The organism is Nonomuraea sp. NPDC049504, assembly GCF_040676845.1.
GTDB classification, from domain to species: domain Bacteria; phylum Actinomycetota; class Actinomycetes; order Streptosporangiales; family Streptosporangiaceae; genus Nonomuraea; species Nonomuraea salmonea.
The window spans coordinates 1-15,364 of sequence record NZ_JBFAPT010000019.1; the positions used below are offsets into that span (position 1 = coordinate 1).

Below are 15,364 nucleotides of genomic sequence, written 5' to 3' on the forward strand. Positions count from 1 at the left end.
GACGCTCGTGGCCGCCGACAACGCCGCCGGGGTCGCCGCGGCGGTCGCCCACCTGCGCGGGCACGGGCACGACCGGGTCGACTTCCTGGCCGGCCCCACCGACGAGGGTCCCGTGGGCGACCGCGTCGCGGCCTGGCGAGCGACCGGCGTGCCGGGCGAGCTGCTGCGTTCCGAGTACGGCCGGGCCGCCGCCGCCCGCCTCGTGGCCGGGCTGAAGGCCGCGCCTCGGGCGCTGGTCGCGGCGACCGACGAACAGGCCGTCGGCGTGCTCGCCGGCTGCGGCGCGGCGGGCATCGAGGTGCCTGGCAGGCTCGCCCTGATCAGCTGCGACGGCAGCTCGGAGACCGGCTTCACCGTGCCGCCGCTCACCACGGTGGAACAGCCGCTCGCCGAGATGGCCCGCCGGGCCGTACGCCACCTGCTCGGCGAGCCCGTGCCTGGCACCCCTCCGACGGCCACGCTCGCGATCCGGCGAAGCTGCGGCTGTTCCCACCCGGGCTTCTCCGGGGTCGGGGCGACGGTTTGAACGCCCCGCGGGCTGCCGGCATCCTGGGTGCTCCCCGGCCATGGCGCACCCTGGCGCACCCACCCTCCCAGGTGAGCAAGACGATCAGAAACGGCTGAGACATCCCAGCTCGCATGGAAGGCCGCGCCGCCTGTCAGCTCCTGACCGCCGTCTCAGGATGCCTTCCACGTGACGGGCTCGGCGCCCTCGGCGGTGGAGGAGAAGGTGACGGTGACGGGCTTGTCGCCCTTGTCGACGAGGTACACGCCGCACTGCTGCACGCTCTTGCCCGGCTGCACCATGCCGTACGGCTGAGAGGACGGGCAGCCCTTGGGGCCGTTGCTGCCGATCGCGATGAGGGTGAGCTTGCGCAGGGTCTGTCCGCTTTCGGTACGCAGGATGACCGCGTCGTCCATGCCCGGGTACAGCTTGGACGTGCCGTTGTTGCGGTACGAGAACGTGACGAAGTACACCGTGGCGGCCTTCTGCCTGGCGTTCAGCTCGTAGTCGGAGAGCGCGCCCGCGCCGGCCTTGCGCACGCTCCTCAGCGCGACGGTCAGCGGCACGTCCTTGTCGTCGGTGTCCTTCCACGTCACCTTGGCCGGCTTGCCCGCGGCCAGCACGCCGCCGCCGACGTCGCCGCCCTCCACCTTCCACGTCCTGGTGACGGACTCGGCGCTGTAGGAGACGGTGGCGGGCTTGGCGTCCTCGGGCAGCAGCACGACCCGGCACTCGGTCGCCGCCTGGCCGGCCGTCAACGTTTTGGGAGCCGTCGTGCCGATGCACGTCTCCAGCGGGCCGGTGCCGGGCGTGGCCAGCGGGTTGCCGCCGAAGAACGAGACGGCCTTGCCGGCGGTGCCGTCGGCGAGCGCCACGCGGAAGTTCCTGACGGCCGTGGAGGGCTCGACCGCGTCGGTACCGGCGTTGGTGACCGACACGGTGAGGTAGTGCGGCACCATGCCGCGCATGTCGTCGTCGAGCCGCACGCCGTCGAGGTCGCTCGCCGAGCCGCGCGTGAGCTGGGTCGGGTTGACCGTCAGCTGGTGCACCTTGTCGTCGCGGTCGGTGTAGTTCACCCGCCGCGGTGCGGTGTCGAGCGTCAGCGGCGTACCGGGGGACGCGGGCGTCTCCGCGGCCTGCGTCTTCTCCGCCGTCTTCGGCTGCTCAACGCTCTCGCCGGTGTCGGCGCCTCCGCAGCCGGCCAGGAGCAGCGCGAGAACGCCTGCCCCGGCGGTGGTGCTGATCCGTCGGCTGACGCGCTGCACTACAAACCCCCGTCGTTCCAGACTCGTGTTGTGAAGGACCACCTTAGAGGTGACCCGCACCAGTCCTCCGGTCGATGCGGATACCGCCTATGGGGCATGCTGGGCGTTCGCCGGTGCCGGACCGATTACGGCCGTGACTACGCTGGAGCGGTGTCCCCCGACGCAGCGCTGCGCCGTTCGCCGGGACTGCCTCGATGCCCCGGGAGATGGTGATGGACGCGACCGGTGATGTCGTCTTCGCTCTGTCCGACGGTGTTCTGCTGCTCGATGTGGCCGGGCCTGTGCAGGTGTTCGACAGCGCGGGTGGGTATCGGGTGCGGCTGGCCTCGGTGGATGGGCGAGCCGTTCGCACCGATGTGGGTGTCTCGCTGGGCGTCGATCTCGCGCTGTCCGAGGTGGGCGGTGACGTGGACACCTTGGTGGTGCCGGGATATCCGCGGGATGAGTTCGCCGGAGTCGTGCCGGAGTTGGTGGACGGCGTGCGACGGCTGGCGGCCGGCGCGCGGCGGGTGGTCTCGGTGTGTACGGGGGCGTTCGTCCTGGCGCGGGCGGGGTTGCTCGACGGGCGGCGGGCCACGACGCACTGGCAGGCCTGTGCGGCGTTGGCGGAGTTGTATCCCGGGGTGCGAGTGGAGCCTGATGCCATCTACGTGCGGGATGGTCCGGTCGTCACCTCAGCGGGGGTGACCGCCGGGATTGACGTCGCTCTCGCGCTCGTCGGGGAGGATCGGGGTGAGGATCGGGCCCGTGCGGTTGCGAAGTACCTGGTCGTGTTCCTGCAGCGTCCTGGTGGACAGTCGCAGTTCCGTGCCCGCCACGCCGTGAGCGGTCCGCGCTCTGCGACGCTGCGCCGGGCGCTGGACCTCGTGGCCGCTGACCCGTCCGGCGATCATCGCCTCGCCACGATGGCCGGCGCGCTCGCCGTGAGCGAGCGCCACCTGAGCCGTCTGTTCCGTCGGGAGCTGGCGATGACGTGCGGTCAGTTCGTCGAACGCCTCCGGGTCGAAGCGGCGCAGACTCTCCTGGAGTCCGGCGAAGAGCCGGTGCCGGCCGTCGCCCGTGCCTGCGGTTTCGGCTCGGCCGAGACGATGCGGCGGGCGTTCCTGCGGGTGCTCGGCGTCTCGCCGTCGGCCTACCGGCATCGCTTCCGGCTCGCCGACCAGAGAACCGCGCCATGGCGACCGGTCAGTTGACGTACGTGAGGATGATCAGGCCGAGGCCCAGCGGCACGTCGAGGAAGATGCAGGCTTCGGCCAGCGACGGCGCCACGACCAGCTTGCGGCGGAGGTGGATCGCGTCCCAGATCGCGTGGCTCGCGAGTGCGAGGCCGGCCACGAGCACGCCCGCCTGAGGTGCGATGAACACCGCGATCACGGCGGCACCGCCGAATCCGGCGACCGCGAGGGCCTGGGCGAGGAGCGCGGGCCGTGACACGCGCAGGGCAAGGCCGACGACCACCAGGACGACGGCCGTACCGCCGAGGCCGGCCCACCAAGGTGTTCCGATCAGCTCGCTGACGACGACGACCAGGCTGCCACCGAGGACGGCCGGCCACACGGTCCAGGGTCGGCCCAGCGCCGCCGCGGCGAGGTAGCACACGGCGGCGACGGCCAGGGTGATGGCCAGGGACTCCTCGTTGCTGCCGGTCACCAGGGAGAGAACGGCGACGGCCAGTCCCAGTGCGGTGGGCCAGCGATGCAGGACGAAGCGCCGGCGGTCGGCCGCCGGCGAAGGGGCACTCATGACGGGGAGAGTACGAGAGCGCGATGCGACCGTGAACAGAATGACCGGAGACGTGGAATTGATGGCCGTCAGCGTGGAATCCGACCACTGGTCGTGCCGCATATGGGGGTGAACGACTCCCCTGGCTGACCGGTCACAGAACTTTGTCGGTCGATGCCGCCATACTCGCCGCTGTCGATCACGATGAGGCAGGGTGGTGGGAGCGGTATGGGCGTGGAGCGCAGGCTGACGTTCGTGGGTGGGGGTTCGGCCAAGTTCTGGGAGGTGCGGCAGGACGGGGCGGAGCTGCACATCCGGTACGGGCGGCTCGGCGCGGCCGGGCAGACGCAGGTCAAGTCGTTCGACACGGACGCCACCGCCGCAGCGGCCGCGGAGAAGCTGGTGGCGGAGAAGGTACGTAAGGGCTACACGGAGGACGAAACGCCGCAGGCGGCCGGCGGCGGCGTCGCGGATGAGGACCGGCTGACGTGGCCGGTCGCCTGGTTACGCGCTCTCCACCCCCGCCGCGGCGGAACGAAGGTCGCCGTGCCGGGGCCGGATGCGAGCGCACCCCAGAAACTGGCCGCCGAGCTGGGCGAGCATCGGAAGGCTCTCGCCGGCATGGTGGCGACGTGCCAGGAACCCGAGCTCGCGGCTGCGGGCGCGGCGTACCTGGCGGGAGATCCGGGCGGCACGCCGCTCGGTGCGGCGGTGGTCGCCACGGCGATGGCCGCGACCCTCTCGTGGCACGAGCGCGAGGAGCTGTCCCTGTTCGCCGACGCCTGGCTGGCCGGACGCGGCCTGGCGTTCGCGGCGGTGGCCGTGACAGAGCTGGCCTCACTGGAATACGCCTACCGCGGGGCCACCCTGCAGATCCGGCAGGTGCCCAGCGGCGCGGCCCCCGACAGGTGGTACGGCGGGCACGCCACGGGGCGGATCGACGCCCGGGTCCGCGCCGTCCTGGCCACCGTGCCCGACACCGCGTACGCCGAGGTCGTCGCGGCGCTGGCGGTGAGCAGGGAGAGCGGGCTCCACCACCGCGTGGCCGCCTCCTACCTGGCGCCCACCGAGACCGGCTGGGTGACGGCCGACTGCACCGAGGTGCGCCAGAACCTCCCTGCCCTCGCCCCGCGCCTGCTCCCCGCCATCAGCACGCCGGAGCAGGCCGAGCTGATCAAAGACCTCGTGCCGCCCTACTCCGTCGGGGACGACCTCGCCATACCCGTCACGATCGTCGACGGCATGGGCGAGGCGGCCGTGCCACTGCTGGCCTTCTGGACGGACGATTACCGCGGCACGGACGCCAGGAAGCGGCTGCTGGACGTGCTCGCGGAGGTGCCGTACGACACGGCGATGCGGGCGCTCCTCGGCCAGGTCGAACAGACGTACGTGCAGCCGGCCTTCCTGCGCGCGGCCGCCCGCTTCCCGCGCCGCGCGATGCGGCTGCTGCCCGAGTACGACGGCAAGATCGTGGACCTGTTGCTGCGCACCCACGTGGCGACCCACCCCGACCTGGCGGACGAGCGCCTCAAGAAGCTCGTGGACATCACCGCCGCTCCGCGGGAGGCCCTGCCCGAGGTGCTGGTCAGCCCGCCCTGGACCCGGGAGCGCAAGGCCCACAAGACGGTCGTGGTCAACGGCCTCACGTGCACCGACGCACCGGCTCTCGTGTGGGCGCCGGGCGAGCAGGACAGCTGGCGGGAGAGGACGACCAACACCTCATGGGACCGGCACCGGAGCTGGAAGGACATAGCACGCAATATCGCAAAGGGCGCGGACGGCTACTGGGCCGACGAGATCGCTCTGTTCGTCGCGGGGCCGGAGGACATGGCCGCCCCGCTGATCGAGCAGTGGCGTCCCGGCGACCTGTGGGGCGCGGGCGACTGGATGCCGACGGTGGTGGCCAGGTTCGGGACGGCGGCGCTGCCCATGGTGCTCGACAGCGCCCGCCGCGCGCCCAGCTCGCTCGCCGCGTCGCTGCTGCCGTTCGCCGCGCCTGAGGTCGCCGTGCTGATGGCCGGTTGGCTGAACCGGCTGAAGTCCGTACGCATGACCGCCCTGGCCTGGCTGCACCGCCACCCGGCGGCGGCCGCCAGAGCGTTGATCCCGCCGGCTCTCGGCAAGCCGGGCACGGCCAGGCAGCGGGCCGAGCAGGCACTGGTGACGCTGGTCGCGACCGGTCACCGGGACGCCGTGGCCGAGGCCGCCACAGGCCATGGGCCGGCCGCCGAAGCCGCGATCGCCGGCCTGCTCGTGAGCGACCCGCTCGACGTGCTGCCGGCCACGATGCCGGGGCTGCCCGAGTGGACGGAGGTCGCGATCATGACCCCGATCCACCTGCGTAACGGCGCGGGCGCGCTGCCCGCCGAGGCGGTCCGCCACCTGATGACGATGCTGGCGATCTCCAAGCTCGGCGAGCCGTACGCCGGGCTCGCCGTGGTCAAGGAGACCTGCGAGGGCCGCAGCCTCGCCGAGTTCACCTGGGGGCTGTTCCAGCGCTGGCAGGGGGCCGGATATCCGTCCACGGAGAAGTGGGTGATGGACGCGCAGGCGCTGCTCGGCGACGACGAGACCGTACGCCGGCTGACCCCGCTGATCAGGGCCTGGCCCGGCGAGAACGCGCACGCGCGCGCGGTCACCGGCCTCGATCTGCTGGCTTCCATCGGCTCCGAGGTCGCGCTGATGCATTTGCACGGGCTCGCGGAGAAGGGCAAGTTCGCCGGGCTCAAGAACCGGGCCAAGCTGAAGATCGAGGAGGTCGCCGCCGAGCTCGGCCTGACGCCGCAGGAGCTGGCCGACCGGCTGGTGCCCGACTTCGAGCTGTCCGCCGACGGCAGCCTGACCCTCGACTACGGGCGCAGGCAGTTCGTGGTGGGCTTCGACGAGCAGCTCAAGCCGTACGTCACGGACGCGGCCGGCAAGCGGCTGAAGAACCTCCCCAAGCCGGGCGTCAATGACGATCAGGAGCTCGCGCCCGCCGCCTACCGCCGTTTCGCGGGGCTGAAGAAGGACGTGCGCTCGGTGGCGGGCGACGCCATCCACCGCCTGGAGCAGGCCATGGTGGACCGGCGTCGCTGGAGCGCCGCCGACTTCGCAAGGCTGCTCGTCGGCCACCCGCTGCTGTGGCACATCGTCCGGCGGCTCGTCTGGGGCACGTACGACCCGTCGGGCCGGCTCACCGGCACCCTGCGGGTGGCCGAGGACCGCAGCTTCGCCGACGTGAACGACGACGCGCTGCCGCTCCCCCAGGACGCCCTCGTCGGCGTGGTGCACCCGCTGGAGCTGGGCGACGACCTGGCCGCGTGGGCGGAGGTGTTCGCCGACTACGAGATCCTGCAGCCGTTCCGGCAGCTCGACAGGGAGACGTACGAGCCGGACCCGAAGCTGATCGCCGAGATCGAGGCCGCGAAGGTCCCCACCGGCGCGGTGATCGGCCTGGAGCGGCGCGGCTGGCGGCGCGGCACGCCCCAGGACGCCGGCTGGCAGTATTGGATCGAGCGGGACGTACCGAGCGGCAGGATCGTCACGATCAGCTTCGATCCCGGCATCGTGATCGGCCACCCCGACTTCTCAGAAGAGCAGACCCTGATGATGCCGGGCCTCGACGACCTCGACCCGATCACCGCCTCCGAGATCCTGCGCGACCTGAAGGACATCACCCGATGAACGCCCAGCGGCCTCCCGCCGAGCTCCGCTACGCCGACGAGCTGGCCAGGCTGCGGGAGCACGACACCGACGACCGGCCGCCTGGCTGGGCGCTCAGCCTGCGGGCCGCCCGGCGGTTCGTCCTCGGGGACGAGACGCTGGGCGTCAGCCGCAAGTTCGTGGGCGATCCTTCGCTGATCGACCGGTCCCTGGTGACGCTCGCGACGAACCGCGGGCTGATGCTGGTGGGCGAGCCTGGCACGGCGAAGTCGCTGCTGTCGGAGCTGCTCGCCGCGGCCGTGAGCGGCACCTCGACGCTCACCATCCAGGGCGGCGCGGCCACCACCGAGGACCAGATCAGATACTCCTGGAACTACGCGCTGCTGGTCGCCGAGGGCCCCTCCACCCGGTCGCTGGTGCCCGCGCCGCTGCTGCGCGGCATGGCCGAGGGCAGGGTGGTGCGGTTCGAGGAGATCACCCGCTGCCCGCTGGAGGTGCAGGACTGCCTGCTGTCGCCGCTGTCCGACCGGGTGCTCGCCGTGCCGGAGCTGAGCGGTCCCGAGTCGATGGTGTACGCGCAGGAAGGCTTCACGGTCATCGCGACCGCCAACACCCGCGACCGGGGTGTCAACGAGATGAGCGCCGCCCTCAAGCGCCGCTTCAACTTCGAGACCGTCTTCCCGATCGCCGACTTCGCGACCGAGCTGGCGCTGGTGGAGGCGGAGGCGACAGCGCTGCTCAATCGTTCGGGCGTCACCGCGCCGCCGCGCCGCGACGTGCTGGAGGTGCTGGTCACCGCCTTCCGCGAGCTGCGCCAGGGGCAGACGGCGCGCGGAGACACCACCGATCGGCTGTCGGGGGTGATGAGCACCGCGGAGGCGGTCTCGGTCGCCCATGCGGTCGGGCTGCGCGGCTGGTTCCTGCGCGGCGAGCCGGGCACCGCCGCCGACCTGGTCTCCTGCCTCGCCGGTACGGCCGCCAAGGACAGCCCGGACGATCTGGCCAAGCTCCGCAGATACCTGGAGCGCAGGCGGCACGGCGACCAGTGGCAGGCCCTGTACGAGGCCCGCCACCTCCTGCCGGGCTGACGCGATGGGGGTCGTCTTCCTGGGCGTGCGGCACCACAGTCCCGCCTGCGCCCGGCTGGCCGCCGAGACCATTCATGCCGTACGTCCCGCGTACGTGCTGGTCGAAGGCCCAGCGGACATGAACGACCGGATGGACGAGCTGCTGCTCGGCCACGACCTGCCGATCGCCGTCCACACCGGCTACCGCGACCACGAGCGGCGCCACAGCTCGTGGACCCCGCTGTGCGACTACTCCCCCGAGTGGGCCGCGCTGACGGCGGGCCGCGCGACCGGCGCCGAGCTGCGCTTCATCGACCTGCCCGCCTGGCACCCCGCGCTCGCGGACCTCGCCAACCGGTACGCCGACGCCCGCCACGACGAGGCGGTCGGAAAGCTCTGCCGGGCCTTCGACGTGGACAACGTGGACGCGCTGTGGGACCGCCTCTTCGAGGTCCCACCGGCCGACGGGCTGGCCGGACGGCTGGCCACGTACTTCGACCTCGTCCGTGGCGACACCCAGGCCGGTCCTGATGACGCCGCCCGCGAGGCGTACATGGCGCAATGGGTCCGCGCGGCCGCGTGGGAGGCGGGCGAGCGGCCGGTGGTCGTGGTGACGGGCGGGTTCCATCGTCCCGCGCTGATCCGGCTGGCCACGCGGGGCGAGCGGACCTGGCCGAAGGTGCCGGAGCCGCCCGAGGGTGCGGTGGCCGGCAGTCATCTGGTGCCGTACGCCTTCCGCCGGCTGGACGCCTTCGACGGTTACCAGGCGGGCATGCCGTCGCCCGGCTACTACCAGGACCTGTGGGAGCACGGCGTCGACGGCGCCGCCCACCGGCTCGTCGAGGCCGTGACGGCCAGGCTGCGTTCGCGACGGCAGCCGGTGTCCACGGCCGACCTGATCGCCGCGCGTGCCGCCGCCGACGCCCTCGCGCTGCTGCGCGGTCACCCGCATCCGGCCCGGGTGGACGTCCTCGACGGGCTGGCCGGCGCGCTGGTCGGCGAGGCGCTCGACACCCCGCTGCCCTGGGCGTCCCGTGGACGTCTCCAGGCCGGTCACCATCCGGTCGTCGTGGAGATGATCGCGGCGCTCAGCGGTGACCGGACGGGCCGCCTGCATCCTTCGACGCCGCTGCCGCCGCTGGTCCACGCGGTGCTCGCCGAGCTGGGCGGCCCCGGCGACGAACGCCTCCACCTCGGCGATCCCGCCGATCGCGAGCGCAGCCGGTTCCTGCACAGGCTGCGCGTTCTGAGCATTCCGGGCGTGGTCCGCAGTGCGTCGGGGCTCCGCGTCGAGCAGTGGACGCTGACCGACACCGACGACCGCATGCCCGCGTTGATCGAGGCGGGCTCCTACGGCGTGGACCCGCAGGAGGCGGCGGCGTCCGTCCTCGCCGAGCGGATCAGGGACGCCGACCTGGGCCGGCTGACCGACGTGCTGTTCGACGCCGCGCTGTGCAGCATCGGCGAGCTGGCGGGGCGGGTGCTGAACGACCTCGAGCGGGCGATCGGCGCGGCGGCCGACCTGGGCGCGCTGGGCCGTACCCTCGCCGTCGCCCTGGGGATGTGGCGGCACGACGACCTGTTCGCGATCACCTCGGGCACCGTCGTGCGGGCCGCCGCCCTCCGGGTGTTGTGGCTGGCCGAGGGGGTGCGCGGCGGGTCCGTACCGGCTGATCCGCGGCGCATCGACGCCATGGCCGCCGTACGCGACGCGCTCAGGCACGCCGGCACTCAGCTCGGCCTGGACGTGGACGCGGCGCTGGGCGTCGCCGACCGCGTCGCCGCCTGCCAGGACGCGCCGCCCGACCTGCGCGGCGCCTCGCTCGGGCTGACCTGGTCACTGCGCGGCACCGCCGCTGATCCCGTACGTGCGGTACGCGGCGCGTTCGTCCCCAAGTCGGCCGGCGACTGGCTGGCCGGGCTGTTCGCGCTCGCCCGGGAGGAGGTGCTGCACACCGGCGGCATGCTGGAGCTGCTCGACGAGCTGGTCGGGGCGATGACCGACCAGGACTTCCTGGTGGCCCTGCCCGCGCTGCGCCAGGCGTTCGGCTACTTCCCGCCCCGCGAACGGCACCTCATCGCCACCCGCCTGGTCGAGCTCCGCTCCGGCAGGTCCGCACGGGACCCGCTGCGGCTGGACGCTCCGCCCGAGCTGGTCGCCGCGGGCATGGCACTGGACGAACGCGTCGACACGGCGCTGCGCAGGGAGGGGCTCCTATGACGCTCGAACGGTGGCGGCTGCTGCTCGGCGAGGCCGGCGGCGCCTGCCTCGGCGGCGGCCGGCTGGGCGACGAGGCCGCCGGCCGCGACGCCGCCCTGGAGTGGCTGTACGGCCGCGACGAGGACCTGCGCGAACGCGGCGTCCGCCAGGCGGGGAACGGCCCGTCGAACCTGACCACCTTCGACTGGCTCGACGACATCACCCGCTTGTTCCCCAAAGAGACGATCGAACGCCTGCAACGCGACGCCGTCGAACGCTACGAGATCCACGACCTCGTCACCGACCCCGACGTGCTCGCCCGCATCGAGCCCAACCCTGCCCTGCTCAAAGCCGTCCTGCACACCAAACACCTGATGAACCCGCAGGTGCTGCGGCTGGCCAGGCGGCTCGTGGAGCAGGTCGTACGGGAGCTGATGAACAAGCTCGCCACCGAGGTGCGCACCGCCTTCTCCGGCGCCAAGCTGCGGCGGCCAGGCCGGCTGCGGGCGGCACGCAACTTCGACATGACGAGGACGCTGCGCGCCAACCTCGGCCACTACCAGCCCGACACCCGAAAGGTCGTGATCGAGAACCCGCTGTTCTTCACCCGCACCCGCCGCCACCTCGAACAGTGGCAGGTGATCCTGCTCGTGGACCAGTCCGGCTCGATGACCGACTCCGTGATCCACTCGGCGGTCACCGCAGCCTGTCTGTGGGGCTTGCCCTGTGTACGCACCCACCTCGTCGCCTTCAGCACCGATGTGGTCGATCTGACCTCCGATGTGGACGATCCCGTTGAGCTGCTGATGAAAGTCCAGCTCGGGGGTGGCACGGACATCGCGCGGGCGGCGGCGTACGGCGCCGGGCTCGTGGACCGGCCGCGGCGGGCCATCGTCGTGCTGATCTCCGACTTCTATGAGGGCGGCGACGCCCACCAGCTCGTGCGCATCGTTCGTGGCCTGGTCGAACAGGGCAGCAAGGTCCTCGGCCTGGCCGCGCTCGATTCGCAGGCCAATCCCGACTACGACCGGGAGCTTGCCCAGCGTCTGGCCGATGCCGGGGCGTCCGTGGGCGCGATGACTCCAGGTGAGCTGGCGGCCTTCGTCGCGGAGCACGTGGGCCGATGAGGACGGATCTGCTCGGGCTCACCACCGACGCCCTCGCCGCGCTCACCAACCGGGGGCTGGTCAAGCGGGCGGGCAAGGAGGCCGCGCCTGACCTGCGTACCGATGCCGATGGGACCGTGCACGGGGACTTCGCGGGCGGGCCGACCGCCAGCTTGCCGTCCGGTGGGCTCGACGTGGCCCGGTGCACGTGCGGGGCTGCCGGAGTGTGCCGGCATGTCGTGGCGGTGGTGCTGGCGTACCAGCGCCGGCACGCCGATCGTCCCCCTGAGGCTGACGCCTGGTCGCCGGGGGACGTGACCGACGACGAGCTGACTCTGCGGATCGGCGCCCGCCTGATGACCGCCGCCCGCCGTGCCTTTGAGGCGGGCTACACCGCCCGCGTCCGCCGCACCCCCGCCCCGCAGGTCGAGCTCCCCACCGCGACCGTACGCTTCCTCATCCCCGGCGACCTCGGCTTCGTCCACACCGACACCGTCGCGGGCAGCCGCGACGACCTCATCGCCCTCGCCGTGTGGGCGTTCCGGGTGGCCGACGAGCTGCATCCACGGATGCGGGAAGTACGGGTGGACGTCGGCGGCTCACCGGCGCCCGGCACCGGATCCGGGCTGGAACGCGCCCTGGAACTGGCCGGCACGGTCCTGCGCGAAGGCGCGGCACACCTCGGGGAAGGGCTCGACGCGACCATCGCCGACGTACAGCACGATCTGGACGCCGCCGGATCCCGATGGCCCCTGCTGGCCGTCGGCGACCTCGCCGGACAGCTGACCGCGTACCGCGACCGCAGCGCCCACTACCGTCCCGAGCTGCTCGCGAGCCACCTCGCCGAGCTCCACGCCCGGCACCGGGCCGTCATCCGCCCCGACGCCACCCTCCGCAGCAGCGTGCTCGGCACCACCGAGGCCGCCGAGACCCCGCTGCGCCGGGCCCGCCTGGAGAGCCTGGGCTGCCGGATCCGCGGCCTCGCCGGCCGCCGCATCGCCGAGGTCTACCTGGCCCACAGCGCCAGCGCGACGGTCCTCGTCCTGCGCCGCGAATGGGACGGCGACGACGACGGCCCCGCGCTGGCCGGCCGCCGCATCGCCGGCATCACCCTGTCCGCCCTGGCCAACGGCAACCTCGTCACGGAGTCGGCCGTCCGCAGCGCCAGCCGTACCGTGCGGCTGGCCACCGGACGCATCTCCAAGACGACGGTGAGCGCGTCGCGCGGCGCCTGGGCCGACCTCTCACCGTCCCTGCTGGTCACCGACCTCGCCGCCCTCGGCCGCGAACTCGACGCCCTCACCCTCCGCCCCATCCGCCCGCGGGTGGAAGCGGAGCTGGTCCGCGTCGTCGCCGTCTCCCAGGTGCTCTCCCTGGCCTACGTCCCGGGCGACCAACGCCTCGACGCTCTGATCACCGATCAAGCGGGCAACACCGCCACCATCACCGCCACCCACACGACCACCGCTCCTGGCCGCCTCGACGCGCTGGCCGCCGTCCTGGAAGGCGGGTTACGTCACGTCAGCGGCGTCGTGGGCCGTAGCGCGGGCGGCATCGTCATCGACCCCATCGGCCTGTCCACCGGCGAGCGGGTCGTCGTACCCGACCTGGAACCTGCCGGAGCCGGCGTCCCTTTCGCGATCGCCGGGTCCGGCCCGTCCGGCCCGCTCACCGCCGTACTGACCGACGCCCGAGCCCTGCTCGCCGAAGCCGCCCACCACGGCCTCGCCCGCCTCCCACCGACCTACGACGACCGCCTCGCCACCGCCGCCCGCCGGCTGACCACGCTCGGCCTCCACCGCATCGCCGGGGCGGTCACGGCGTTCGCGACCGAGCCGGTCGAACAGACCTGGGTCGACGCCTACCTACGCCTGGAGGTGGCCCTGGACCTGACGTTCTCAGGAGCCGCGAGGACGTCCTGAAGGACGTCCTGCAGCGTGACGCGGGACAGCTCGCCCCGGAGGGTCTCCTCGATGCCGTCGTAGACGCGCCGCATCGCCGGCTGGATGCCGTGGCCGACGACGCAATCCTGGTCCGGAGTGGCGCGGTGGAGGGCGAAGAGGGGGCCGGTTTCCACCGCTTCGTACACGTCGAGCAGCGTCATCGACTCCAGGTCGCGCGCCAGCGTCCAGCCCGCGCCCAGCCCGCGCCGCGACTCCACGAGCCCCGCCCTGCGCAGGTCACCGAGCAGCCGCCGGATGACGACGGGGTTGGTGTTCACGCTGGACGCGATCTGTTCTGAGGTGGCGACCTCATGGCCCTGGCGCTGGTAGAGGCCGATCCAGGCCAGCGCGTGGGCGGCGATGGTCAACCTGCTGTTGGCACTCATGATGGTCGTCCCTCCCGGTCGCAACTCCCGATGTTACGACATGCTTGTCGTAACAGCTATGGTTGCAACATGGCGGTCGTAACTATTAGCGTTACGACAGTCCGAGATGGCCAACCAGTTAGGACGAGAACCATGAACAAGCCACTGACCGGCAAGGTCGCCCTGGTCACCGGAGGATCCCGCGGGCTGGGCGCCGCGACCGTACGGCTCCTCGCCGACCAGGGCGCCGACGTCGCCTTCACCTACGTCAGCTCCGACGAGCGAGCCCAGGCCATCGTCGACGAGGTACGGGCCAAGGGAGCGAAGGTAGCCGCGTACAAGTCCGACCAGTCGGACACGAGCCAGGCGCCGGCCCTGATCGACAACGTGATCGCCCACTTCGGCGCCCTGGACATCCTCGTCAACAACGCCGCGATCTCCATCAACGCCACGGTCGACGACCCGAACGCCGACACCGCCGCCCTGGACCGCATGCACGCCACCAACTACCTCGGCGTCATCGCCATCATCCGGGCCGCCTCCCAGGTGCTGCGCGAAGGCGGCCGTATCGTCACGATCAGCTCCGGACTGGGCACCCGAGCCGGCGTCCCTGGCGTGGCCGACTACGCGGCGACCAAGGCCGGCGTCGAGCGCTACACCATGGGCGCCGCCCGCGACCTCGGCCCCAGGAACATCACCGCCAATGTGGTGGAAGCCGGCATGATGACGGACGGCATGGAACACCCGGACCCGGAAATCATCAAGGCCCTGCTCAGCTCACTGTCGCTGCAGCGCCTGGGCCACCCGGACGAAATGGCCGCCGCGATCGCCTTCCTGGCCAGTCCGGCGGCGTCGTACGTCACGGGTGCCAAACTGGACGCCCACGGCGGCTACAACGCCTGATCCTCTTTGTCAGTGGCCGGCCGTAACCTGGCGCGATGATCCGTGATCCGTGGGAGCGGGGCTTGCTGGAGGCCGCCGCCTTCGATGCCGAGTCCGCGACGCTGGAGTTCGATCAGGCCCGCTCCTGGCTGCGCGCGGCCCTGGACGGACCGATGGAGCCGCTGGGCGCCGAGGTCTGGGTGCTGGATCCTGGGTTGGAGCAGATCCTGCTGGTCCAGCATCCCTGGCGCGGCCTGGTGCCGCCCGGCGGCAAGGTCGAACCGGGCGAGAGCCCGCGCCAGGGCGCGGCGCGCGAGCTGGCCGAGGAGTGCGGGCTGCGCCCGCAGTTGCTGGACCGGCCCGCCGCGGTGGCCGTGCGCTCGTTCCACCCGGACCTGCCGCTGACGCTGTCGTTGTCTTATGCCGCGATCGCCGACCCGGCCGAGCCGCTGACCCCAGAACCCGGACAACCGGCACTGTGGCATCGGCTGGACGGGGGCTGGGCCGGCTTCTTCCCCCAGGACCCCGACCGGGTCCGGCAGCATGTGAAGGCCTTGAGGAGCGGCGCGGCGGCTTGAGCGGGGCGCAAAGCTGTCGCGCGATAGACCCCACCTGGGCCGCCGCTGCCATATAAGCGACTTTCTCCTAGTTGCCACCACAAACC

At 72.3% G+C, this 15,364-nt stretch carries 12 protein-coding genes; 9 read left to right on the plus strand and 3 right to left on the minus strand.

Features of this window, described 5'->3' with window-relative positions:
- Window positions 1–526: substrate-binding domain-containing protein (locus AB0K28_RS31450; RefSeq protein WP_364377198.1), on the plus strand; the 526-nt coding region annotated here is incomplete at its 5' end.
- Window positions 527–678: 152 nt separating this feature from the next.
- On the opposite strand, the gene AB0K28_RS31455 is transcribed toward AB0K28_RS31450, so the two are convergent.
- A complete protein-coding gene (locus tag AB0K28_RS31455; protein WP_364377200.1) occupies window positions 679–1,770 on the minus strand; it encodes a hypothetical protein in 1,092 nt (363 codons plus the stop codon).
- 212 nt (window positions 1,771–1,982) lie between these two features.
- On the opposite strand from AB0K28_RS31455, the gene AB0K28_RS31460 reads away from it, so the two are divergent.
- Window positions 1,983–2,963 carry a GlxA family transcriptional regulator gene (locus AB0K28_RS31460; protein WP_364377202.1) on the plus strand — a complete coding sequence of 327 codons (981 nt, stop codon included), beginning with the start codon at window positions 1,983–1,985 and terminating at the stop codon, window positions 2,961–2,963.
- On the opposite strand, the gene AB0K28_RS31465 is transcribed toward AB0K28_RS31460, so the two are convergent.
- Window positions 2,956–3,513 (minus strand): hypothetical protein, encoded by a 558-nt coding sequence (locus AB0K28_RS31465; protein WP_364377204.1) that lies wholly within the window; start codon window positions 3,511–3,513, stop codon window positions 2,956–2,958. The genes AB0K28_RS31460 and AB0K28_RS31465 overlap by 8 nt on opposite strands.
- A gap of 213 nt (window positions 3,514–3,726) precedes the next feature.
- Between AB0K28_RS31465 and AB0K28_RS31470 the strand changes: the two genes are divergently transcribed.
- From AB0K28_RS31470 to AB0K28_RS31490, 5 genes are read left to right on the plus strand one after another with little or no spacing between them, the layout of a single operon-like run.
- On the plus strand, window positions 3,727–7,158 hold the full coding sequence (locus AB0K28_RS31470; RefSeq protein ID WP_364377206.1) for a DUF4132 domain-containing protein: 3,432 nt from the start codon (window positions 3,727–3,729) through the stop codon (window positions 7,156–7,158).
- Window positions 7,155–8,225: an AAA family ATPase gene (locus tag AB0K28_RS31475; protein WP_364377208.1), complete on the plus strand. Its 1,071-nt coding sequence runs from the start codon at window positions 7,155–7,157 to the stop codon at window positions 8,223–8,225. Before AB0K28_RS31470 ends, AB0K28_RS31475 begins: the two co-directional genes overlap by 4 nt.
- A 4-nt stretch (window positions 8,226–8,229) precedes the next feature.
- Window positions 8,230–10,425 carry a DUF5682 family protein gene (locus AB0K28_RS31480; RefSeq protein WP_364377210.1) on the plus strand — a complete coding sequence of 732 codons (2,196 nt, stop codon included), beginning with the start codon at window positions 8,230–8,232 and terminating at the stop codon, window positions 10,423–10,425.
- Window positions 10,422–11,531 (plus strand): VWA domain-containing protein, encoded by a 1,110-nt coding sequence (locus AB0K28_RS31485; RefSeq protein ID WP_364377212.1) that lies wholly within the window; start codon window positions 10,422–10,424, stop codon window positions 11,529–11,531. The genes AB0K28_RS31480 and AB0K28_RS31485 overlap by 4 nt, the downstream gene beginning before the upstream one ends.
- Window positions 11,528–13,432: an SWIM zinc finger family protein gene (locus AB0K28_RS31490; protein WP_364377214.1), complete on the plus strand. Its 1,905-nt coding sequence runs from the start codon at window positions 11,528–11,530 to the stop codon at window positions 13,430–13,432. Before AB0K28_RS31485 ends, AB0K28_RS31490 begins: the two co-directional genes overlap by 4 nt.
- Here the strand turns inward: AB0K28_RS31490 and AB0K28_RS31495 are convergent.
- Window positions 13,372–13,839, minus strand: coding sequence for an Rrf2 family transcriptional regulator (locus AB0K28_RS31495; protein ID WP_345390718.1), 468 nt, complete (start codon window positions 13,837–13,839; stop codon window positions 13,372–13,374). The genes AB0K28_RS31490 and AB0K28_RS31495 overlap by 61 nt on opposite strands.
- Window positions 13,840–13,971: 132 nt before the next feature.
- Here AB0K28_RS31495 and AB0K28_RS31500 point away from each other — a divergent pair, with 132 nt between their 5' ends.
- The gene (locus tag AB0K28_RS31500; protein ID WP_364377216.1) at window positions 13,972–14,721 is read left to right on the plus strand and encodes an SDR family oxidoreductase; all 750 of its coding nucleotides are present in this window, start codon (window positions 13,972–13,974) and stop codon (window positions 14,719–14,721) included.
- 35 nt (window positions 14,722–14,756) lie between these two features.
- On the plus strand, window positions 14,757–15,278 hold the full coding sequence (locus AB0K28_RS31505) for an NUDIX domain-containing protein (RefSeq protein ID WP_364377218.1): 522 nt from the start codon (window positions 14,757–14,759) through the stop codon (window positions 15,276–15,278).
- Window positions 15,279–15,364 lie beyond the last annotated feature (86 nt).

Coding starts and splice junctions, on each gene's coding strand:
- AB0K28_RS31460 (WP_364377202.1), top strand. CDS start 1,983: ATGGACGCGACCGGTGATGTCGTCTTCGCTCTGTCCGACGGTGTTCTG.
- AB0K28_RS31465 (WP_364377204.1), bottom strand. CDS start 3,513: ATGAGTGCCCCTTCGCCGGCGGCCGACCGCCGGCGCTTCGTCCTGCAT.
- AB0K28_RS31475 (WP_364377208.1), top strand. CDS start 7,155: ATGAACGCCCAGCGGCCTCCCGCCGAGCTCCGCTACGCCGACGAGCTG.
- AB0K28_RS31480 (WP_364377210.1), top strand. CDS start 8,230: ATGGGGGTCGTCTTCCTGGGCGTGCGGCACCACAGTCCCGCCTGCGCC.
- AB0K28_RS31485 (WP_364377212.1), top strand. CDS start 10,422: ATGACGCTCGAACGGTGGCGGCTGCTGCTCGGCGAGGCCGGCGGCGCC.
- AB0K28_RS31490 (WP_364377214.1), top strand. CDS start 11,528: ATGAGGACGGATCTGCTCGGGCTCACCACCGACGCCCTCGCCGCGCTC.
- AB0K28_RS31495 (WP_345390718.1), bottom strand. CDS start 13,839: ATGAGTGCCAACAGCAGGTTGACCATCGCCGCCCACGCGCTGGCCTGG.
- AB0K28_RS31500 (WP_364377216.1), top strand. CDS start 13,972: ATGAACAAGCCACTGACCGGCAAGGTCGCCCTGGTCACCGGAGGATCC.
- AB0K28_RS31505 (WP_364377218.1), top strand. CDS start 14,757: ATGATCCGTGATCCGTGGGAGCGGGGCTTGCTGGAGGCCGCCGCCTTC.